Source organism: Stenotrophomonas lacuserhaii (genome assembly GCF_014836545.1).
Taxonomy (GTDB): domain Bacteria; phylum Pseudomonadota; class Gammaproteobacteria; order Xanthomonadales; family Xanthomonadaceae; genus Stenotrophomonas; species Stenotrophomonas lacuserhaii.
Genome location: NZ_JACSQS010000002.1, coordinates 115733 through 137366 on the forward strand (window position 1 = coordinate 115733; position 21634 = coordinate 137366).

Here is a 21634-nt window from a genome sequence, read left to right on the forward strand (position 1 = left end):
AGGTCGATCAGACCTCGTAAGCGGACTCGCCGTGCGAGGTCACGTCAAGGCCGGTACGCTCGGCCTCTTCGGTGACGCGCAGGCCAACCAGCGCCTTGACCAGCAGCAGGATCAGCGCGGTCACCACGGCGCACCAGGCGATGGTGAAGGCGACGCTGACGAACTGCACCCATACCTGGTGGCCGATATCCAGGTCGGCCTTGGTGCCGCCCAGCGACTGCGCGCTGAACACACCGGTGAGCAATGCACCGACGATGCCGCCGATGCCATGCACGCCGAACACATCGGCGGTGTCATCGACCTTCAGCAGGCGCTTCAGGCCGGTGACGCCCCACACGCAGAGCGCACCGGAGACCACACCGATGACCAGCGCGCCCATCGGGCCCACGGTGCCGCAGGCCGGCGTGATGCCGACCAGGCCGGCGACCGCGCCGGATGCAGCGCCGAGTGCGGACGGCTTGCCCTTGGTGATCGCTTCCACCAGGGTCCAGCCCACCACCGCCGCGGCCGTGGCCAGGATCGTGTTGAGGAAGGCCAGCGAAGCCACGGTGTCGGCGGCTGCGGCCGAGCCGGCATTGAAGCCGAACCAGCCCACCCACAGCAGCATCGCGCCGATGTAGGTGAACACCACGTTGTGCGGCTTCAGCGCGGTCTGGCCGTAGCCGATGCGCTTGCCGACGAAGTACGCGCCGACCAGGCCGGCCACGCCGGCGTTGATGTGCACGACGGTGCCGCCGGCGAAATCGATCGCGCCCAGTTCGGCCAGGTAGCCACCACCCCACACGATGTGCGCCATCGGGATGTAGCTGAGGGTGAACCACAGGATCGAGAACAGGATCACCGCCTTGAACTTGATGCGTTCGGCGAAGGCGCCGACGATCAGTGCGGTGGTGATGCCGGCGAAGGTGGACTGGAAGGCAACGAACAGATAATCCGGCAGGCCGGCGATCGGCGTGTTGCCGACCGAATCGGGCGAGAAGCCCTTCAGGAAGGCGAACTGGGTGAAGGAGCCGAAGAACGGATTGCCTTCGCTGAACACCGCGCTGTAGCCGTAGGCCACCCACAGGATGATCACCAGCGAGAACACCACCAGGATCTGGCTGAGCACTGAAAGCACGTTCTTCGAACGCACCAGGCCGCCGTAGAACAGCGCCAGGCCCGGCACCACCATCAGCAGCACCAGCAGCGTGGAGGTCAGCATCCAGGCCACGTCACCGTGGTCGAAGGTGGGCGCGGCGGCGGCTTCGGCCACCGGTGCGGCGACCGGCTCGGCGGCCAGCGGCTCGACGGTCACTTCTTCGGTTGGCACCGGGGTGACCTGCGCCTGGGCATGCGCAGCGCCGGGGAACGCACCCACGGCCAACGCACTGAGCAGCATCAGCAGGCACACCAGATGGAACCGGGCTTGCCACCCGGCGAACAGTCGAATCTTCATGCGAGGGATCTCCGAGTGGGTTACAGCGCGTCCGCGCCGATTTCGCCGGTGCGGATGCGGATGACCTGTTCGACAGGCGTGACGAAGATCTTGCCGTCGCCGATCTTGCCGGTGCCCGCTGCGTTCTGGATCGCTTCGATCACCGCGTCGGTCCGCTCGTCGGTCACCACGGTTTCAATCTTGATCTTGGGCAGGAAATCGACGACGTACTCGGCGCCGCGGTACAGCTCGGTGTGGCCCTTCTGGCGACCGAAACCTTTCACTTCGGTCACGGTGATGCCGGACACGCCCGCATCGGAGAGGGCCTCGCGGACCTCGTCGAGCTTGAACGGCCGGATGATGGCGGAGATCAGTTTCATGCGCATATCCCGATGGTGGATGGGTCCACGGCGGATGCAGGCCGTGGCGTCTGCAACCACGGGCCGCCCCGCAGGGTGGCCGTGGCTGTCGCGCCGAACGTGGTCTGGGCCCTGGCGGCTGTGTCTCTCTCCAAACACAGCCAGCGACGCGGGAGGGAGGTAGGCCCATGACGCGCGTCCGGTCTTGCTTGCCCCTGAACGGTGGAGCGATTTTTACCGCGTTGCAGGCTCATCCGTCCCGGCTCCCCAGCCGGAAAAGATGCGGCGATGACGAAGGTGGGAGGGGTATCCTCCGCCACCGCCGCGCGTGCTCAGCTGGCGTAGTACAACTGGTATTCCAGCGGGTGGGTGGCCGCACGGAACTTGGTGACTTCCTGCATCTTCAGCGCGATGTAACCGTCGATGAAATCATCGTCCATCACGCCGCCGGCCTTGAGGAACTCGCGGTCCTTGTCGAGTGCTTCCAACGCCTGGTCCAGCGAGGAACAGACCTGCGGGATCAGCTTCTCTTCTTCCGGCGGCAGGTCGTACAGGTCCTTGTCGCTCGGTGCGCCCGGGTCGATCTGGTTCCTGATGCCGTCCAGGCCGGCCATCATCAGCACGGTAAAGGTCAGGTAGCCGGACTGGATCGGATCGGGGAAGCGCATTTCAATGCGACGCGCCTTCGGGTTGGTCACGAACGGGATGCGGCACGAGGCCGAACGGTTGCGTGCCGAGTAGGCCAGCATCACCGGTGCTTCGAAGCCCGGGACCAGCCGCTTGTAGCTGTTGGTGCCGGCGTTGGCGAAGGCGTTGATCGCCTTGGCGTGCTTGAAGATGCCGCCGATGTACCACAGTGCCAGCTGGCTCAGGCCACCGTAGCCATCGCCGGAGAACAGGTTGGTGCCGCCCTTGGACAGCGACTGGTGCACGTGCATGCCGCTGCCGTTGTCACCGACGATCGGCTTGGGCATGAAGGTCGCGGTCTTGCCGTTGCGGTGGGCCACGTTCTTGATCACGTACTTCATGCGCAGCAGTTCGTCGGCCTTCTGCACCAGGGTGCTGAACTTGGTGCCGATCTCGCACTGGCCGGCGGTGGCCACTTCGTGGTGCTGCACTTCCACTTCGATGCCGACCTGTTCCAGCGTCTTGCACATTTCCGCGCGCAGGTCGTGCAGCGAATCGGTCGGCGGCACCGGGAAGTAACCGCCCTTCACGCCCGGGCGGTAGCCGCTGTTGGCGCCGTCATACTTGGCGCCGGTGTTCCAGGCGGCTTCTTCGGAATCGACCTTGAAGAAGGTGTTGCCCATGTCGTTGGCGAAGCGGACCGAATCGAAGATGAAGAACTCCGGCTCCGGGCCGAAGAAGGCCTGCTCGGCGATGCCGCTGGACTTCAGGAAAGCTTCGGCGCGCTTGGCGATGCCGCGCGGGCAACGGCCGTAGGGCTGCATGGTGGCCGGGTCGAGGATGTCGCAGCTGATGACGATGGTCGGGTCGGCGTAGAACGGGTCCACGTACGCGCTGGACGGATCCGGCAGCAGCACCATGTCCGATTCGTTGATGCCTTTCCAGCCGGCGATGGAGCTGCCGTCGAACATCTTGCCCTCTTCGAACAGCGACGCTTCGATGATGCTGACCGGGAAGGTGACGTGCTGCTCGATGCCACGCATGTCCACGAAACGCAGATCGACGAACTCGATCTGGTTGTCCTTGACCAGCTTCTCAACGTTTTCAACGGACATCGGGTGGAACCTCGGTTGGAATTGAATGCCTGGGATTACCAGAGCAATCTCCGTGCCAACTTCTGGACCCTCACAAGCCGTTGATTTGCATGAGGGTGCGCCTGAATGGTGCACAACGAAACGCACCATGGTGGTGCGTTACCAGCGCCGCGCACTGCCTTGGTGCGTAGGCAGATGGTCTATCCTCGTCGGCACCTTTGCTGCCATCCGATGATTCCTCCTCCATGTCAGACCTGCTCTCCGCCCTGCTGCTGGGCATCCTAGAAGGTGTCACCGAGTTCCTGCCCATCTCCAGCACCGGGCACCTGCTGATTGCCCAGCATTGGCTGGGCGCGCGCTCGGACTTCTTCAACATCATCATCCAGGCGGGCGCGATCCTCGCCATCACCCTGGTCTTCCGCCAGCGTCTGTGGACGCTCGCCACCGGCCTGCACCAGCGTGAGAACCGCGACTACGTGATGAAGCTGGGCACGGCCTTCCTGGTGACTGCGGTGGTCGGCCTGCCAGTGCGCCTGGCCGGCTGGGAACTGCCGGAGACAGTGAGTCCGGTTGCATGGGCGCTGATCATCGGTGGCATCTGGATGCTGCTGGTGGAGGCCTATACGGCACGCCTGCCCGATCGTGACCAGGTGACGTGGACAGTAGCCATCGGCGTGGGCATCGCGCAGGTGGTGGCCGGTGTGTTCCCGGGTACGTCGCGCTCGGCATCGGCGATCTTCCTGGCCATGCTGCTGGGCCTGAGCCGCCGTGCCGCGGCCACCGAGTTCGTGTTCCTGGTCGGCATCCCGACCATGTTCGCCGCCAGCGCGTATGCCTTCCTGGAACTGGCCAAGGAAGGCAAGCTGGCCAGCGAGAACTGGACCGACGTGAGCGTGGCGTTCCTTGCCGCGGTCGTCACCGGCTTCGTCGTAGTGAAGTGGCTGCTGGGCTACATCAAGTCTCACAAGTTCACCGCCTTCGCGGTGTACCGCATCCTGCTCGGCGCGGGACTGCTGCTGTGGTTGCCCGCCGGCAACTGAAGGTGGTGGGATGCGCATGACCCCACCCGGCGCGCGCATCCGTTCTGAATCCGGCAATCCAAGGAGAATCCAACATGAAGCGCACCCTGATCCTGTCCCTGCCGCTGGCATTGCTGGCGGCCTGCAGCCAGAACCCGGCCCCGGCCGGCAATGCCGACGACCTCGCTCCGGCACCGGCCGCGGCCGCCGCGCAGAAGACCGTCGCGCATCTGGACGTGCAGCGCCTGCAAGGACAGCACTGGCGCCTGAAGGACGCTACCGGTGCCGAAGGCAAGCGCATCGATGCGCTGTTCGCACGCGCCGACAAGCCGGTGACGCTGGACTTCAGCGATGGCCGCGTATCGGTGGCCAACACCTGCAATGGCATGAACGGCGGTTACACCCTGGCCGATGGCAACCTGGTGCTGTCTCAGCTGGCATCCACGCGGATGGCCTGCGATCCGGACCTGATGGCACTGGACGAGGCCGTGGGCAGCCGCCTGCAGGGCCCGCTGAAGGCCGAACTGGGCGACAACGGCGAGCTGACCCTGCGCACCGCCCAGGGTGAGGTGCTGGTGTTCGCGCCGGAGCCCACGGCCGAGACCCGCTTCGGTGGCCCGGGTGAGCGCGTGTTCCTGGAAGTGGCCGCACAGACCAAGCCATGCCCGCATCCGCTGATCAAGGACAAGCAGTGCCTGCAGGTGCGCGAAGTTCAGTTCGACGATCAGGGACTGAAGCAGGGTCAGCCGGGCGCGTTCGAGAATTTCTACGACAGCATCGAGGGCTACACCCACGAGGCCGGCACCCGCAACGTGCTGCGGGTGAACCGCTTCAAGGTGGCCAATCCGCCGGCGGATGCATCCTCGCAGGCGTACGTGCTGGACATGGTGGTGGAGTCGGCTGTCGAGAAGTGACGGCGAACGGGTGAGACCCCCTCGCGGCGTGCTGCTGCGAGGAGCCGGCTGCGTGATTTGCGACGGGAGGGTGGGCTGTCCGGGACACGCCGCAAGTACGTCCCTGTAGGCTACTGTTCGGCTCCTGCCTCACAGTGTGCAGGACCGTCTTTTCGCATGAATGCGAAAAGCGAGCCTCCATGGATGGATTCACGGCGTGTCCTGCACAGCCACCCCGCCCCGCCAACAAGCAGCTCTTCCGCTTTTGATGTTGCTTGTTACAGCGAAGGATTCAACGTGTAGGTGCCGTGCAGTGCTGCTTCGGCCAGCACGTGGCCCTGCATCGCACGATGCACGTCGCTGGCGGTAAACGGCGTCGGCAGCTCCAGCGTCGCCACGTCCAGCGCGAACACGCGGAAGAAGTAGCGGTGCATGCGCTCGTCGTTGAACGGCGGATACGGGCCGTCATAGCCAAGATAGTCACCGGCCATGTCCGGATTGCCGGCAAACCATCCGGTGAAGTCGTTCAGTCCCTGGCGGCTGCCCGCCGGGCCGGCCGGCGCGGTCTTGCCCTTGGCCACGAAACCATCGCTGCAGCTGCCGGCGGCAAGCTCGCGCACGTCCGCGGCAATGTCGGCCATCACCCAGTGCACGAAATCACAGCGCGGCTGGTCGCGCGGAATGGTCATGTCCTGGCGGCCGACGGTGTCGGCAACCGTCGGCACATCCGGATCCACGCAGATCAGCGCGAAGGAACGGGTGCCCTCCGGCACCCCGCTCCACGCCAGCTGCGGATTGCGATCCGGGGCGAACCCATCGCCATCGCCGGCGGCGAACTCGCGCGTGATCGGTGCGCCGTTGATCAGGCTGGTGCTGGTCAGTTGCATGTGGCTCATTCCTCCGGGTAACCCAGGCGAACCGCGACCGGGGTCAGCAGGTCGATGGCAGCGCCCATGACCTCGCGGTAGTTGCGCCAGTGGCCGCTCGGCAGGCGCGGCGGACCGATGTTCGGTGCCGGTGGCAGCTGCACGCCCATCACCTCACTGAGCAGCAGCGCCATCGCCTGTGGATCGTTGCCCGCTGCGTCCACGCGCACCAGCACGTTTGGATACAGATCCTGCTCGCTCAGGACGGCAACCTGGGTCAGCGCACGGGACAGCCATTCGGCGGCTTCCTGCAGGCTGGTGATCGCCAGCTGTGCGCCGGAGCCATAGGCGATCCAGTCCAGCAGCATGTCGCGCGGATCGCGCAGCACCACCAGCAGACGCCCCTGCGGCAGCGCCGGACGCAGCGCCCACAGCAGGGCATTGTCCCAGAACAGCAACCAGTCGATCACCGTGTCGTTGGCCAAACCGCGCGACGGCAGGCACGCACGCCAGCCGTCCACCAGCGCCTGCGGCGTCAGCTTGCCCGAAGCCAGATCCTGCAGCGTGTTGTAGTTCTGGAAGGCATCGTCCGGCGGCGTGGCGCTGAAGCGGTCAACGCGCACCAGCGGACTGGCCGCGCTGAGCGCGCTCATCACTTTTTCCACGTTCGAACCGGGTGCGCCCCACAGGAACATCGGGCGCGATGCCAGCTCCGGATCGACCTCGCCCAGAGCCGGCCAGCTGGCCGGTGGCTTGGCCTGCGGCGGCAGCGGCAGGCGGTTGGCCACGTTGTCGGCATGCAGGTCCAGCCAGGTACGCAGGGCCTCGCGCGGCTGGCCGCCACGGTCATGCACTTCGCCCAGCCAGGTGCGCAGGTCTTCCTTGGCGCGCCCTTCGGCGGCGTCCACCATCTGCTGCACACGGGCTGCAGCGGCCGCAGGATCGCGCCGCACCAGCCCGTCCACCAGCCGCGTGGCGCCGCTGACACGGCCTGGTTCCAGCGCCAGGATGCGCTCTGCCATCGCTTCGGCTGCGTCCTGTTCGCCGTTCATGTCATGCAGGCGCATGCGCGTTTCCAGCGCCGGCAGGTGCGCCGGCATCGCCGCCAGCCAACGTTCGCCCACGGCCACGGCGCCTTCGCTGCCCACGCCTTCCACCGACAGGCGGGCCAGCCACAGATTGTGCAGCTGGTCGTGGTCGGCCAACACCGCATCCAGTTCGGTACGCGCTTCTTCGTCGCGGCCCAGTCGCTGCCAGGCCATCAACAGCAGCTGCAGCAACTGCGGATCGCCCGCGTTGCTGGCCAGCAGCGGGCGAAGGTGGTCGCGTGCCTGCAGGGGCTGGCCGGACTGCAGGGCCATCTGCGCGGCGAAACGGCGCATCGCCACGCTGTCCTGCCCGGGCTGCTGCAGGGCCTGCTCGATGATCTCGGCCGCTGCGGCAGGGTTGTCCTGGCGCAGTGCCAGTTGCACCAACAGCCCATGCAGCGCGGTCATCTTCGGGTTCAGGACCAGCACGCGGCGGAATGCCTGTTCGGCGAAGGCCAACATGTCCTTGCGCAGGTAGGCCGTACCCAGTGCATACACGATGCGCGGATCATCCGGCAGCGCCCGCACGGCGCTGGACAACTGGGCCAACGCCTCATCCAGCGCGCCACGACGCAGCGCCAACATGCCCGACAGCGCCACCACCTCGGGATTCCCGGCATCCACGCGCGAGGCCAGCTTGAGCTGCTTTTCCGCCTCGCCCACATCGTTGCGCGCCAATGCCAGGTGCGCCTGCATCAGGTAGGCCGACAGTTCGTTGGGATTGAAACCGGTGGTGCGTCCAAGCGCCGCTTCGGCGTCTTCGAACTGGTGCAGTGCCAGCAGCAGGCCAGCGTGCTGCAGGTGCAGGTCGGCATCGTCCGGGGCGAGTTCCAGCGCGCGCTGCAGGCTGTCAACGGCAGCCGCCAACTGGCCCTGCTGCTGCAGCGCCAGCGCGTGCCAGCGGTAGGCCTGGGGCTGTTGCGGCTCGGCGGCGATCCAGCGGGTGGCCAGCTGCACGGCCTGGTCGGCGTCGCGAAGACGCAGGGCTTGGAGTATCTGATCTTGCATGACGGGTCCGGCTGGAGTGCAAACCCGCATTGTAACGACCCTGATCGATCGTGCAGGCGCGGCCGCGCTCAACCGTCCCGCGCGGCCTGTCCCAGGTGCTGGGCCACCCAGCGTTCGGAGAATCCATCGCCGCGCCAGTTCTCCAGGAAGCCACAATGGCCGCCCCATTCGGCGGTCTGCAGGCGCGCCGACCGCGGCAGCTGCCAGTCGTTGAAAGTGGTGTACGGGATCACCGGGTCATCCTTTGCCATCAGGATGTCCGCTGGCACCTGCAGCTCCGCCAGCCGCTCGCCGGCGATGGAATAGCCATCGAAATAAGCCTGCAGCGAGCCGTAATCGGTATGGTGCTCGACCAGCCAGGCAGTCAGCGCACGGATGTCCAGCCGCAGTACGCGTTCATCCCAGTCGCTCAGCTCCGGGTAGACCGCCTGCTTGCGCCGCAACGATCCGGCCCACTTGCGGCGGAAGTACCAGTCATACATGGCCGGGCCGTTTTCGATGCTGTCCATGGTCAGGCCCGGGTCCAGCACCGGGCACACCGAGGCCACCCGTTGCAGCGGCACGCCGGCCGCCGGCGCGCGCAGGGCCAGCCGCAGCACGAAGTTGCCGCCCAGCGAGTAACCGGCCGCCACCAGCGGCAGCTGCGGCCAGCGGCGGGCGATGTCAGCGGACGCATGCACCACTTCATCGATGCGGTTGGAGTGGAAGATGCCGGGATTGAGGTGGTGGGTATTGCCGTGGTCACGGAAGTTCAGCCGGACCACGTCGAAGCCTTCGGCCAGCATGCGGGCCGCGGTCATGCGCATGTAGCTGGATTCGGCGCTGCCCTCCCACCCATGCAGCAGCAGGGCGATGCCGCGCGGCGCGCGTGCCTGGATGGCGCTGTGCCAGGCCTGCAGGCGCACGCCCTGCCCGCCATCCACGATCAGCTCCCGATGTGCCGCACCGGTAGCGGCCAGCAGCTCCTGCCCGCGCCGCAGGCGCAGCCGGCTGGAACTGAGCATCGACTGCAGGTGTGCGTTGCGCAGCCAGCGCGGCGGCTGGTAATCGGCCGCCGTCAGCAGTCCGGGCGGACCGGAATCAAAGGACATCGCGGGTGCGGGGACGGACACCGTCGGCTCAGCTGCCGGCCATTGCCGCAATGATGCGGGTACGCGAGGTTTCGGCGATGCGCCGGCGACCTTCCAGGTCCTGCCCGCCGATCGGCTCCAGGAAATGCACTTCGGCACGACGGGCCGGCTCGCCCAGCAGGCGCAGGAAGTTGGCGAAGAAACTCTCGCGCGGACCGAACGCCACCACGGTCTGTGCGTCGCCGCCTGCCCCGTAGCGCAGCGCCACCGGCTGCACCGGTACGCCGGTTTCCACCGCCGCCTGGAAGATGCGCGCGTGGAACGGCCCCACTTCATGACCACCACGGGTGCGGCCCTCCGGGAACACACCCACGCCCTTGCCTTCGCGCAGGCGCACGACCATCTGCTGCATCACCCCATCCAGCGATTCGGTGCTGCCCCGCTGGTGGAAGATGGTCTGCCCACGACCGGCCAGCCAGCCGACCACCGGCCAGCCGGCAATTTCGCGCTTGGCGACGAAACCCATCATGCGCTGGCTGTGCAGCACGCAGATGTCGACCCAACTGACATGGTTGGCCACGAACAGCACCGCGCCGTGCAGCGGTTTGCCGATGCGCACCAGGCGGAAGCCGAAGATCCACATCAGGCCGGCCGACCACCAGTTGACCACTTTGTAGCCAAGCGGTTCATCGCCCACGCGCAGTTCGCCCCACGGCGGCAGCATGCCGATGAGGATCAGCGGCAGGAACACGAGCAGGTGGATGAGCAGCAGCGGTACGCGGTACAGGTAACGGCACACACGCGCCACGCCGCCACGGGTGGCCGGAGTGGGGGAATTCATGCGGGAACGATACCCGAGCACCGCAGCGCCTGCCAGCGCGGGGTGGCCAAGGCGGCTGCGCGGATGGGCCAGCCGGCGGCAACGCTGTGTTCTGCAGCATCCTGGCGGTGCCGCGGTTGCAGTTCGCCGCTCAACCGTGGCCGGCCGCCACCACCGCCAGGGTCAACCGCGAAGTGCAGACCAGCCGGGCCTGTTCGTCTTCGATGCGGATGTCCCAGATCTGCGTGCTGCGGCCGACATGCACCGCGCGCGCGGTACCGGTGACCACGCCCTCGCGCTTGGCGCGCACGTGGTTGGCATTGATCTCCAGCCCGACGCAGACCTGCTGGCTGTTGTCCACGCAGAGGTTGCCGGCACTGCTGCCCAGGGTCTCGGCCAACACCACCGATGCCCCGCCATGCAGGATGCCGTAGGGCTGGTGGGTGCGTGCATCCACCGGCATGGTCGCCTGCAGCCAGTCATCGCCGACCGCGCTGAAGACGATCCCCAGCTGGGATATCACCGTGTCGGCGCTCAGCGCGTTGAGGGCATCAAGGGAAACCGCGTGGCGGAATACGGAAGGCACGGCACGACTCCAGTCAGAGGATCGGTACCAGGCCGGCGCCGAAGGCGGTCAGCATGCGCACCAGCAACAATTTCGGGCCGACGTTGACTTCGGGGAAGTCACCCACGGCGGTGTAACAGGCATGGAAGTCCGGATGCTGCCGCGGCAGCGGCTCGGGGCAGGCCGGGCCCGGCTGGAACTCGTAGTCGGTGGCGTAGCGCCACGGCCAGAAATCCAGGATCGGCAGCGCTTCGGAGGCCTTGCCCATGCTGTAGTTCAGCCCGGACAGCACCGGCGGCTTGCTGCGCGGTGCCACCGTCCAGGAATTCTGCGGATCGATGTCGCGCAGGATGCTGTCGGCCAGGCGCTGGGCGAACACCGGGTCGTCGATGATCACCGCCCCTTCGGTGTTGTAGTTTTCGCTGCGCGGATCGAAGTTGTGCGTACCGATCACGCCGATGCGGCGATCCACCACCAGCGACTTGGCGTGCAGCCCCATGCGTGCGCCCTGGCGGGTCACCGGCAGCGGGCGATTGACCGCCTTGCTGCCCAGGAACGAGGGACGGGTCTCGGTGCGCAGCAGGTCGCGCTCCACTTCACTGCCGGCCGCGCGGCGACGTTCGCGTGCGTTCTGGTAGGCACTGCCGGTGCGTGGATTGCTGCGCGGCGGGGCCGCGTCGCGTGCGGTGCCGTCGTTGCGGCCGCCGCTGCCGGGAGGCCGGGCATTGCTGCCGGCCGCACTGCCGCCCAGCAGCCCGCCGCGACCGCCTTCCGGGGAGTCGCCGGCGATCGGGTCCGGCAGCAGGTTGCGGTAATCCACCGGTGCATCCAGCGGGAACGGCTTGAACTCGAAGATATTGAAGCCCAGCTCGCGCATGTTGCGCCGCTTGTATTTGTAGGACAGCGCGTAGACGATCGGGTTGTCGGTGGCTGCCAGGCTGTTGGTGGACACCAGCACGCGCGGCGGATCGGTCTGTCTGCGCAGATCGGCGAACAGCTTGCGCGCCGGCTTGGACAACACCAGGTACGGCGTCTGCAGCAGCACTTCGGATTGTGCCTCGGCGATCAGCCGGTCCAGCTGCGGTTCGGTGACATGCTGCCCGTTGCGAGGCTGCTCGACGGTTTCGCGGCGATGCTTGCGCGGCAGGTCGGCGACGTAACGCACCGATGCCACCGGCAGCGCGGTGTCGACGAAGCTACGGGTGATCCACGCATCATCGATGGCTTCGGCCAGCACCCGCTCGACCCGCTCGGGCCGTCGATACACGGCCGGCGGCAGCGAAGGCGGGCCACTGTCGAGCAGGATCCGCCCGACATCGTTCAGGCGTTCGGCCGGTACGCTGCGCGGGGCCTTCCAGAATGCTTCGAAGTTGGCCGCCATCACCCGCGCTTCGGGGCCGGCCACCAGCACGTCGCGGTCGCGGAAGTTGTATTCCGAATCCCAGTCGTAGTAATCGTCCTGGTAGTTGCGCCCGCCCACCACGCCGATCGCATCATCGACCACCAGCAGCTTGTTGTGCATGCGCTGGTTGAAGCGGCGGAAGCAGCACAGCACGCTGCCTGCGTAGTCGAAGTAGTTCAGCTGCGCCTTGCCGAAGGTCGGGTTGTAGACGCGCAGTTCGAAATTCTGGTGGGCCGATGACAGCGCGCCGAGGATCTGCAGGTCGGAGATCGCCGACAACTGGTCGATCAGCAGGCGCACCTTCACGCCACGCCGGCTGGCCGCCAGCAGTTCGTCGATCACCAGCCGGGCGCTGTCGTCCTTGTCGAAGATGTAGGTCTGCAGGTCGATGCTGCGGGTGGCGCTGCGCAGCAGGTTCAGCCGCGCCACCAGCGCCTCTTCGCCCTCGTCCAGGATGGTGGCGTAATGCCGGGGCTGGTCGGGGGTCGATGCGGTGAAGGCACGCCCGGCCAGCGCGCGCAGCGGTGAATCCTGTGCGCAGCGATCAGCGCGGTCGCAGTCCACGACGGTGGAGCGGGCCTGCACGGCGATCCGCGCGGCACGCTCACGCTCACTGTTGGACAGCGACGCGCAGCCGCCGAGCAGCAGCAGGCCTGCCAGCATCACCCAGCGGCACATCAGGTTCACGGTTTCGGCGCCTCGCTCAGGCGCGCTCGCAGTACGAAGGTCACTCGATCACTCAGGGCAAGCTGCCAGTTGTCCATGCCGTAGCGGCCCCGCAGGACGGTCCCGCGGCTGACGACATCGCAATCATAGCCGGGTCTGGCGCATTCCGCCTTTTCCACCCGCAGCGTTTCCGGATGGCTGACCCCGCGCAGCATCAGGCGACCTTCGATGTCCCCCCCGTGGTCCACCCGGGCGGGGTCGTAGGGAAGCGAATCGAATTCCACCACCGGGTGGCGGGCGGCATCGAAGAACTCTTCCCCGCGCATCCAGCCGGTGTAGCGCGGCTTGCCGGGGATCTCCACCGAGCGGGTGTACATCTTCAGGTGAACCTGGTGGCGCCCATCGGACAGCACCTCGATGCGGCCTTCGAAATGCGGAAAGCTGCCTTCGATGCGCTGCCCCAGCCGGCTGCGCACTTCGAACCCCAGCCGCGAGCGCTGTGTATCCAGCACCAGCGGCGCGCGGTGAACGACCTGCACTGGCGGCAACACCGGCAATGCCGCAGGCGGCGCCGGCTGCGCGGCCAGCGCTCCCGGAACCACGGCCAATCCGAGCAGCAGCCCCCTCTGCCACGCGTTCATCGGGTCACGGCCACCAGAATGCGTTGAGGCTGGCGACGCCGGGCTCGATGCTGGCTTCCTTGGGGAACTGCAGCACCGCGATACCTGCCGGCGGCATGCCACGGTAGTCGCTGGTCTCGCCCGTGTTCAACAGGGCGACCAGGCGTTCCAGGCCGGGATTATGACCGACGATCATCAGTCGTTCGACGTCGTTGCGGTCGTCGACGAGCCCGATCAGGGTGCCGGGCGTGGCGTCGTACACCTTGTCTTCCAGCTTGTGTTCGAAGAAGCCGGTGACGCCGACGACCGCCTCCAGGGTTTCGCGGGTACGGCGTGCCGGTGAACAGAGCACGCAATCAGGCTGCAGGTTGTTGTCCTTGAGCCACTTGCCAGCCGCTTCGGCCTCGGCAAGTCCGACCGCCGAAAGGGGTCGGTCAAGATCGGCCTGGCCGGTGCTGGCCGGTTCGGCGTGGGCATGGCGAAGCAGGATCAGTTCACGCATCGGAGTCTTCCATTGGATGAGGGGTACAAGCGGCTCATGCCTTGTCCAGCCATTTCAGCAGAGGTTCCCAGTCGGCCTGGTGTTCGCGGACCTGGGCGGATCGGTAATCGAACAGGCTGCGTCCCAGCCCGGTCATCACCACGTAACTCTGGCTGTCACGCAGCTGCGCCACCACCGGATAGGGCCAGTCGGACAGCATCTGGATGGCCTGCTGGGAGGTCTGTGTCCACGGCTTTGTGCGGTTGAGCACCAGCCCGACCGGCAGCTTGCGGTTGTGCACCCGGGCCACCTTGGACAGGCTGTTGAGGAAGCCCACGATGGCCTCGATGTCCAGCGCCGAAGGCAGCACCGGCACCACCACGGCATCGGCGGCGTCGAGGAAATGCAGGATATCGTCGGCCAGCGCACCGGCCGGGGCGTCGATGATCACCGTGTCGGTGCCATCGGGGAGCTTCTGCGCCCATTGCTTCTTCTTGTGCACGTCGATCGGCAGCACCGCGCTTTCCAGCTCGGACCTGCGCTGTGCCCAGCGGGTACTGGAGCCCTGCGGGTCGGCGTCGGCAATCACCGTACGCCGGCCCTGCAGTGCCGCATGTGCGGCCAGGTGGGTGGCGAGGGTGGTCTTGCCCACCCCACCCTTGGAACCGGCCACCAGGATGGTCTTCATGCAGGCCTCGCTTCCGGGAGAACGTTGCCCGAGCGTACACCGGTGCAGGTGAGGGTGATAGTCGCGCGGCTGAACCGCTCGGGCGATGGCTTTGTTATCGTGGCGCCCCCGAAGGATCGAACCGTCATGAGCGAACTGCAGGACCTCAGCGCGCTGATACGCGCCAATACGCCCCTGATCGTGATCGAGACCCAGGATGAGGGTCGGATCATCGAACTGTTCCGGCAGACCCTGCTGCAGGTATGGCGGGCACTGCATCGCTGGTCGATCACCGAAGGACTGCGCCGCATCGACCTGGAACGTGAAGACGATGCGGTCGGCCCGCCCGATGCCAGCGCGGCACTGCAGATGATCCAGCAGGCCGACCAGCGCGGCATCTACCTGCTGCTCGATTTCCATCCCTACCTGGGTTACGCCAGCCACCAGCGCGCGCTGCGCGACCTCATCCAGCGCCGCCACAGCCAGCCGCACGTGCTGGTGCTGATCGGCGCGAAAGTGACCCTGCCACCCGAACTGGAAGCGCTGGCGACGCGGTTCAACCCGCGCCTGCCCGACGCCAACGCATTGCTGAAGATGCTGCGCGAGGAAGCGGCCGGTTACGCGCGCGAGCACGGCGGCCGCCGCGTCGAGGTCGACAGCGAGGCGGTGAAGAAGATCCTGCGCAACCTGCAGGGCCTGAGCCTGGTCGATGCGCGGCGGATCGCCCGCCAGCTGATCTATGCCGATGGCGCGCTCGGTGACAACGACCTGCCGCAGCTGGCGCGGCTGAAGTTCGAACTGCTCAACCGCAGCGGCCACCTGATGTACGAGTACGACACCGCGCGCTTTGCCGACGTGGCCGGCGCCAACCGGCTCAAGCGCTGGGTCAACCAGCGCCGGATCGCGTTCCTGGCCGGCGCCGCACCGGCCGGCCTGGATCCGCCGCGCGGCATGCTGCTGCTGGGCGTGCAGGGCTGCGGCAAATCGATGCTGGCCAAGGCGACCGCCGCTGGGTTCGGCGTTCCCTTGCTGCGCATGGATGTCGGCGCGCTGTACAACAAGTACCACGGCGAAACCGAGTCCAACCTGCGCCAGGCATTGGCATCGGCCGAACAGCTGGCGCCGTGCGTGCTGTGGATCGATGAGATCGAGAAGGGCCTGGCGACCGGCGGCGAAGACGGCGGCGTATCACGCCGCGTGCTGGGCACGCTGCTGACCTGGATGGCCGAGCGCAAGGCAGCGGTATTCATCGTGGCCACCGCCAACCAGGTGCACGAACTGCCCGCCGAACTGCTGCGCAAGGGCCGCTTCGACGAGATTTTCTTCGTCGACCTGCCCGGCCCGGATGTCCGCGTGGAACTGCTGCGCCTGCACCTGGCACGTCGTCAGTTGAATGCCGATGATTTCGCACTGCCGGCGCTGGCGGCCGCGGCGGATGGTTTTTCCGGCGCGGAGATCGAACAGGCCATCGTCGCCGGCCTGTACGCCGCCCATGCCGACCAGCGGGCGCTGGATACCGACGTGCTGATGGCGGAAATCCGCGGCAGCCGCCCGCTGTCGGTGCTGATGGCCGAACAGGTCCAGGCGCTGCGCGAGTGGGCCGCAGCGCGCACGGTCAACGCCGACGATTGATGCCCGGCGCCGGGCGTGCCATCCGGCGGCCTGGCGCGGCATGCCCGCTCACGGCCACTTCGGCGGCTGCGCGGCCCAGGCCTGCTGCACCTGCGCCAGCGTGGCGCGCTCGCTGTCGCGCCACGTCGGCAACAGGCTGGGGTAGTTCGTCGAGCTGCTCCACTGGCCGGGTTCGGTGCGGACGGCGGCGGCATACCACTTGACCGCTTCCTCCTTCTGCCCGAGCTCCCACAGGGCCAGTGCGTAGGTCGGCGGAATCCACGACGGATTGCCGCGCAACGCGCTGGCGGCGGCATGCCACTGCTCCAGCGCCGCCTCAGGCTGGCCCTGGCGGAACAGGTCCCAGCCATGGTTCCAGCGCACCATCCGGCCCGACGGCGAATTGGCCGCGGTGGCCTGCAGCGCTTCGGTGTAGAGCTGCTGGCCAAGTTCGGTGCGGCCCTGCGCGATGGCCACACCGGCCAGCTGCACGGTCGCCTCGAGCGACTTGCGCCCGCGTTCGCGCTGGCGCAGCAGCTGGCTGACCAGCTCATCGCCCTCGGCCTGTACCACCACCACCGGAACGGCAGCGGGATCAGGATCGAAATAGAACTCCTGCGGCGCAGGCAGGAGGGGGGCAGCCCATGCAGCGGCTGTCCCCGATACCAGCACCAGGCTGGCAAGGAACTGTCTAACAAGTGACATCGATTTTTCCCCAGGTTGCAACAACAACCTCCCACTTCCTGATCCTAACCGCAGTGCGGTACCAGAAGCGAGTACCGGCCGACGACCGGGCCACTGTTACAATCCGCGCCCTCCGGTCCTGCGCCAGCGCAGCCGGCGCCAGCCGATCCGAACCAGGCCAGCCATGACCAGTACCGCCCAGCTCACGTCACCCGATTCTGCCGACCAGCTCGACCGCGACTACACGCTCGACCACAAGTACGCGCGCGAAACCGGGCGGATCTACCTGAGCGGTGTGCAGGCGCTGGTCCGGCTGCCGCTGATGCAGCGGCTGCGCGACGCCGCCGCCGGCATCGACAGTGCAGGCTTCATCAGCGGCTACCGCGGCAGCCCGCTGGGCGGCTTCGACCTGGAACTGTGGCGTGCGCGCCAGCATCTGGACGCGGCCAGGGTGAAGTTCACCCCCGGCCTGAACGAGGATCTCGGCGCGACCATGGTCTGGGGAACGCAGCAGACCAACCTGTTCCCGGGTGCCAAGGTGCAGGGCGTGTTCGGCATGTGGTACGGCAAGGGGCCGGGCGTGGACCGCTGCGGCGACGTCTTCAAGCACGCCAACGCAGCCGGCACCTCGCGCCTGGGCGGCGTGCTGGCGCTGGCGGCCGATGACCATGCCTGCCGCAGTTCCACCCTGCCGCACGGCAGCGAGGACGAGTTTGTCAGCGCGATGATGCCGGTGCTGAACCCGGCCGGTGTGCAGGACATCCTGGACATGGGCGTGCTGGGCTGGGCGATGAGCCGCTACACCGGGCGCTGGATCGGCTTCAAGACCATCGCTGAGACAGTGGAATCGTCGGCATCGGTGGACGTGGACCCGCTGGCACGACGCATCGTGCTGCCCGAGGACTTCGAGCTGCCCGCCGGCGGCCTCAACATCCGCTGGCCGGACCCGCCGCTGGACCAGGAAATGCGCCTGCACCGCTATGCGGTCAAGGCCGCGCAGGCGTTCGCGCGTGCCAACGGCATCGACCGCACCGTGCTGGATTCACCGCGCGCGCGGCTTGGCATCGTCACCACCGGCAAGAGCTACCTGGACGTGCTGCAGGCGCTGGAATACCTGGGCCTGGACGAGGCGGCCTGCGCCGACATCGGCATCCGCGTGTACAAGGTCGGCATGACCTGGCCGCTGGAACCGCAGGGCATCGCCCGCTTCGCGCAGGGACTGGAAGACATCATCGTGGTGGAAGAGAAGCGGGCCTTCATCGAGCGCCAGATGAAGGAGCAGTTCTTCAACTGGCCGGCCAGCTGGGGCCCGCGGCCGTCCATCGTCGGCAAGTACGATGAGGAAGGCGAGTGGATCCTGCCGTCCACCGGCGAGCTGACCCCGGCCACCATCGCCGGGGTGGTCGGCCGGCGCATCCAGAGGTTCTTCAACAACGACTCCATCGAACAACGCCTGCAGTGGATGCAGGAGAAGGAAGCCGAGCTGGCCCTGCCGCGCGCCAACTTCCCGCGCGTGCCGCATTACTGCTCCGGCTGCCCGCACAACACCTCCACCACCGTGCCGGAAGGCTCGCGCGCGCTGGGCGGCATCGGGTGCCATTACATGGTGACCTGGATGGACCGCAGCACCGACACCTTCACCCACATGGGGGGCGAAGGGGTGACCTGGGCCGGCCAGGCCGCCTTCACCGATACCCCGCACGTGTTCCAGAACCTGGGCGATGGCACCTATTTCCACAGCGGCTCGCTGGCGATCCGCCAATCGGTCGCCGCCGGGGTCAACATCACCTACAAGATCCTCTACAACGACGCGGTGGCGATGACCGGCGGCCAGCCGGTGGACGGCCCGCTGAGCGTGCCGGACATCGCCCGGCAGATGCGCGCCGAAGGCATCCAGACCATCGTGGTGCTGTCGGACACCATCGAGAAATGGACCCGGCAGCGCGACCAGTTCCCGGACGGCGTGGCCTTCCATGACCGCAGCGCGCTGGATGCGGTGCAGAAACAGCTGCGCGAGGTGAAGGGCGTTTCGATCCTGATCTACGAGCAGACCTGCGCCACCGAAAAACGACGCCGGCGCAAGCGCGGCAAGCTGGTAGACCCGGCCAAGCGGGTGGTGATCAACTCGCTGGTGTGCGAGGGCTGCGGCGACTGTGGCAAGAAGAGTTTCTGCGTATCGGTGCTGCCGAAAGAAACCGAGTTCGGGCGCAAGCGCGATATCGACCAGTCCAACTGCAACAAGGATTATTCCTGCACCACCGGCTTCTGCCCGAGCTTCGTCACGGTGCACGGCGGCAAGCCGCGCAAGGGCAGCAAGCGCGATGCCTCCCCCCTGCTGGACAACCTGCCGGCCCCGCCGGTACGGACCGCGCTGGAGCAGCCCTGGAACATCCTGATCACCGGCGTGGGTGGCACCGGCGTGGTGACCATCGGCGCGCTGCTGGGCATGGCCGGGCACCTGGAGGGCAAGGGCGCTTCGGTGCTGGACCAGACCGGCCTGGCGCAGAAGGGCGGTGCGGTCACCACCCACATCCGCATCGCACGCACGCCGGCTGACATCCATGCCGTGCGCATCGCCGCCGGTGAAGCCGACCTGGTGCTGGGCTGCGACATGGTGGTGGTCAACGATTACTGGGCGCTGTCCAAGGTGCGCGCCGGTCGCACCCAGGTGGTGCTCAATACCTATGAAGCCATGCCGGGCAGCTTCACCACCCGGCCGGACATGCAGTTCCCCGCCGCCGACATCGTGGCCGGCATCCGCGTGGCGCTGGGCGGCGAATCGCCGCTGCTGCTGGACGCCACCCAGCTGGCCACCGCGCTGCTGGGCGATGCGATCGCCGCCAATCTGTTCATCCTGGGCTACGCGTGGCAGCAGGGCCTGGTGCCGCTGTCCTTCGATGCGCTGATGCGCGCCATCGAACTCAACGGCGCGGCCGTGGCGATGAACCAGCAGGCCTTTGCCTGGGGCCGCCTGGCCGCGGTGGACCCGCACGCCGTGCAGCAGGCCGCAGGCCTGGTCCGCAATGGCCACACCTCGGCTGAAACCACGCCGGGTCCGTTGCACGCCTTGCCGCCGGGCGAATGGGAAAGCACCGAATGGGGCGCCACCACCGCACCGCGCAACAGCAGCGACGAACGCGAGCTGCGTGGCCTGCCCGGGCACGCCGGCGATGACGTGGCGTTCCTGCCGCTCGACGATGAGCGGCTGTCGCGCTCGCTGGATGAAATGATCACGCGCCGCGCCGCATTCCTGGTCGACTACCAGGACCAGGCCTATGCAGACCGCTACCGCAGCCTGGTCGATCGCGTGCGGAAGGGGGAACAGGACACGCTGGGCGGCTCCACCGCGCTGACCGAAACCGTGGCCCGTTACCTGTTCAAGCTGATGGCCTACAAGGACGAGTACGAAGTGGCGCGGCTGTACACCAGTGGCGATTTCCAGCGCCGCCTGCAGCAGCAGTTCGAGGGCGATTACCAGCTGCGCTTCCATCTGGCTCCCCCGCTGTTCGCCAAGAAGGATGCGCAGGGTCGCCTGATCAAGAAGGAATATGGCCCCTGGATGCTGAAGGCGTTCGGCGTGCTGGCGAAGCTGAAGTTCCTGCGCGGCGGCAGGCTGGACCCGTTCGGCCGTACCGCCGAGCGCGTCGGCGAACGCCGGTTGATCTCCGATTACGAGACCACCGTGCAGCTGCTGCTGGACGGCCTGGATGACCACCGGCTTGCGCTGGCGGTGGAGATCGCCAGCATTCCCGAGCACATCCGCGGCTACGGCCACGTCAAGGAAGCGCACCTGGAGAAAGCCCGGGCACGCCAGGCCACCTTGCTGGCGCAGTGGAACAACCCGCGGGCACTGCATATCGTCCAGGTGGCTTGAGGGCTGCCACGGCTGCTGCCCGCTGTGACGTAATCGAACGTTAACTTTACGCAGACCTAGAGATGTGGAGGCCGCGAATATTTGTGGCCCCAACAGCCAACCGCGGCGCTCAAGCTGTGTCCAGTAACCGGCAATGTCATCTATCGCTTACATTTTCAATGTAGCCGATAGATGACATTTCTACAAAGGCGCGTACTGTGTGCACTTGAATTTAAGTACGCTTACGCTTACATTTGGTGCATGGAAGCTCTATCCTCTGCGGCAAATATCGGTCATCTGATTCGGCAACGAAGGCGCTCACTTAGGTGGGATCAGGCAACGCTTGCGCGCAAGATTGGCGTGAGTCGCCAGTGGGTTATCGAGGTTGAGAAGGGTAAGCCACGTGCCGAACTTCACTTGATACTTAGCGCTCTCAGCGCCTTGGGCATTCGCCTGTCGATTAGTACAAGTGACCCTGCAGCAGCTTCAGGAGCAGCTTCCGCGTTGGTAGGGGGAGGTGAATCTTTAGTCCCAACTCAAAAGGGCCGACCGTCGCAAGCTCAATCAGGTGAGATGCGTACCTATACCGAAGGGGTGGTGCTGAAACCTGGTATTGCAGACAAGGTGACTACAGGTACTTCTGGCCGCATTCGCCAAGATAGAGCGTTTAAATCTGCTGCGCACTCTCTTAAAAGCAGTCCATCGGCAGCAGCAGAACTTTTAAAAACTGCGCTACACCCTACGGGCCCAGCTAAAGCGATCAAAGATGCTCAGGATTGGCTGAAACTAAGCAAGGCACCGATGTCTATCGCTGACATGTTGGACGG

Annotated in this window: 18 protein-coding genes and 1 pseudogene; 6 read left to right on the forward strand and 13 right to left on the reverse strand. The window is 66.6% G+C overall.

Annotated features, from left to right (window positions below):
- Positions 1 to 7 precede the first annotated feature (7 nt).
- From H9654_RS03440 to glnA, 3 genes are all read right to left on the reverse strand, one after another.
- Positions 8 to 1435 (reverse strand): ammonium transporter, encoded by a 1428-nt coding sequence (locus tag H9654_RS03440; RefSeq protein WP_101101608.1) that lies wholly within the window; start codon positions 1433 to 1435, stop codon positions 8 to 10.
- Positions 1436 to 1455: 20 nt separating this feature from the next.
- Positions 1456 to 1794 carry a P-II family nitrogen regulator gene (locus H9654_RS03445; protein ID WP_042614733.1) on the reverse strand — a complete coding sequence of 113 codons (339 nt, stop codon included), beginning with the start codon at positions 1792 to 1794 and terminating at the stop codon, positions 1456 to 1458.
- A 311-nt stretch (positions 1795 to 2105) separates the two neighbouring features.
- Positions 2106 to 3515, reverse strand: a complete 1410-nt coding sequence (gene glnA, locus H9654_RS03450; RefSeq protein WP_042614703.1) for a type I glutamate--ammonia ligase — start codon at positions 3513 to 3515, stop codon at positions 2106 to 2108.
- 224 nt (positions 3516 to 3739) lie between these two features.
- Here glnA and H9654_RS03455 point away from each other — a divergent pair, with 224 nt between their 5' ends.
- A complete protein-coding gene (locus tag H9654_RS03455; protein ID WP_191769052.1) occupies positions 3740 to 4534 on the forward strand; it encodes an undecaprenyl-diphosphate phosphatase in 795 nt (264 codons plus the stop codon).
- Positions 4535 to 4608: 74 nt separating this feature from the next.
- Entirely contained in the window at positions 4609 to 5427 is an 819-nt protein-coding gene (locus H9654_RS03460) for an META and DUF4377 domain-containing protein (RefSeq protein ID WP_191769054.1), read from the forward strand.
- A gap of 257 nt (positions 5428 to 5684) precedes the next feature.
- Here H9654_RS03460 and H9654_RS03465 read toward each other — a convergent pair whose 3' ends face one another.
- From H9654_RS03465 to H9654_RS03505, 9 genes are all read right to left on the reverse strand, one after another.
- Positions 5685 to 6293, reverse strand: a complete 609-nt coding sequence (locus tag H9654_RS03465; protein ID WP_191769056.1) for a YbhB/YbcL family Raf kinase inhibitor-like protein — start codon at positions 6291 to 6293, stop codon at positions 5685 to 5687.
- A gap of 5 nt (positions 6294 to 6298) precedes the next feature.
- On the reverse strand, positions 6299 to 8368 hold the full coding sequence (locus H9654_RS03470) for a tetratricopeptide repeat protein (RefSeq protein ID WP_191769058.1): 2070 nt from the start codon (positions 8366 to 8368) through the stop codon (positions 6299 to 6301).
- 68 nt (positions 8369 to 8436) lie between these two features.
- Entirely contained in the window at positions 8437 to 9459 is a 1023-nt protein-coding gene (locus H9654_RS03475; protein WP_191769060.1) for a YheT family hydrolase, read from the reverse strand.
- 28 nt (positions 9460 to 9487) lie between these two features.
- Positions 9488 to 10279, reverse strand: coding sequence for a lysophospholipid acyltransferase family protein (locus H9654_RS03480; RefSeq protein ID WP_182656534.1), 792 nt, complete (start codon positions 10277 to 10279; stop codon positions 9488 to 9490).
- A 130-nt stretch (positions 10280 to 10409) separates the two neighbouring features.
- A complete protein-coding gene (locus tag H9654_RS03485) occupies positions 10410 to 10844 on the reverse strand; it encodes a hotdog fold thioesterase (RefSeq protein ID WP_191769062.1) in 435 nt (144 codons plus the stop codon).
- A gap of 13 nt (positions 10845 to 10857) precedes the next feature.
- Positions 10858 to 12903: a phospholipase D family protein gene (locus tag H9654_RS03490; protein WP_225211866.1), complete on the reverse strand. Its 2046-nt coding sequence runs from the start codon at positions 12901 to 12903 to the stop codon at positions 10858 to 10860.
- A 5-nt stretch (positions 12904 to 12908) separates the two neighbouring features.
- Positions 12909 to 13532, reverse strand: coding sequence for a YceI family protein (locus H9654_RS03495; RefSeq protein WP_182656536.1), 624 nt, complete (start codon positions 13530 to 13532; stop codon positions 12909 to 12911).
- A gap of 4 nt (positions 13533 to 13536) precedes the next feature.
- A complete protein-coding gene (locus H9654_RS03500; protein WP_042612209.1) occupies positions 13537 to 14013 on the reverse strand; it encodes a SixA phosphatase family protein in 477 nt (158 codons plus the stop codon).
- A 34-nt stretch (positions 14014 to 14047) separates the two neighbouring features.
- Positions 14048 to 14680 carry a ParA family protein gene (locus H9654_RS03505; RefSeq protein WP_042612208.1) on the reverse strand — a complete coding sequence of 211 codons (633 nt, stop codon included), beginning with the start codon at positions 14678 to 14680 and terminating at the stop codon, positions 14048 to 14050.
- A gap of 126 nt (positions 14681 to 14806) precedes the next feature.
- On the opposite strand from H9654_RS03505, the gene H9654_RS03510 reads away from it, so the two are divergent.
- Complete coding sequence (locus tag H9654_RS03510; RefSeq protein ID WP_191769066.1) at positions 14807 to 16291, forward strand: AAA family ATPase; 1485 nt, start codon at positions 14807 to 14809, stop codon at positions 16289 to 16291.
- 48 nt (positions 16292 to 16339) lie between these two features.
- On the opposite strand, the gene H9654_RS03515 is transcribed toward H9654_RS03510, so the two are convergent.
- Positions 16340 to 16975, reverse strand: a complete 636-nt coding sequence (locus tag H9654_RS03515) for a tetratricopeptide repeat protein (protein WP_191769068.1) — start codon at positions 16973 to 16975, stop codon at positions 16340 to 16342.
- A gap of 163 nt (positions 16976 to 17138) precedes the next feature.
- On the opposite strand from H9654_RS03515, the gene H9654_RS03520 reads away from it, so the two are divergent.
- The 3 genes and pseudogenes from H9654_RS03520 to H9654_RS17745 all read left to right on the forward strand — a co-directional run.
- Entirely contained in the window at positions 17139 to 20828 is a 3690-nt protein-coding gene (locus tag H9654_RS03520) for an indolepyruvate ferredoxin oxidoreductase family protein (RefSeq protein WP_191769070.1), read from the forward strand.
- Between the two features lie 240 nt (positions 20829 to 21068).
- A pseudogene (locus H9654_RS17740) lies at positions 21069 to 21251 on the forward strand (helix-turn-helix domain-containing protein); the annotation flags it as partial.
- A gap of 129 nt (positions 21252 to 21380) precedes the next feature.
- Positions 21381 to 21634, forward strand: a 254-nt coding sequence (locus tag H9654_RS17745; RefSeq protein WP_225211875.1) for a hypothetical protein, incomplete at its 3' end; no start/stop codon positions are given.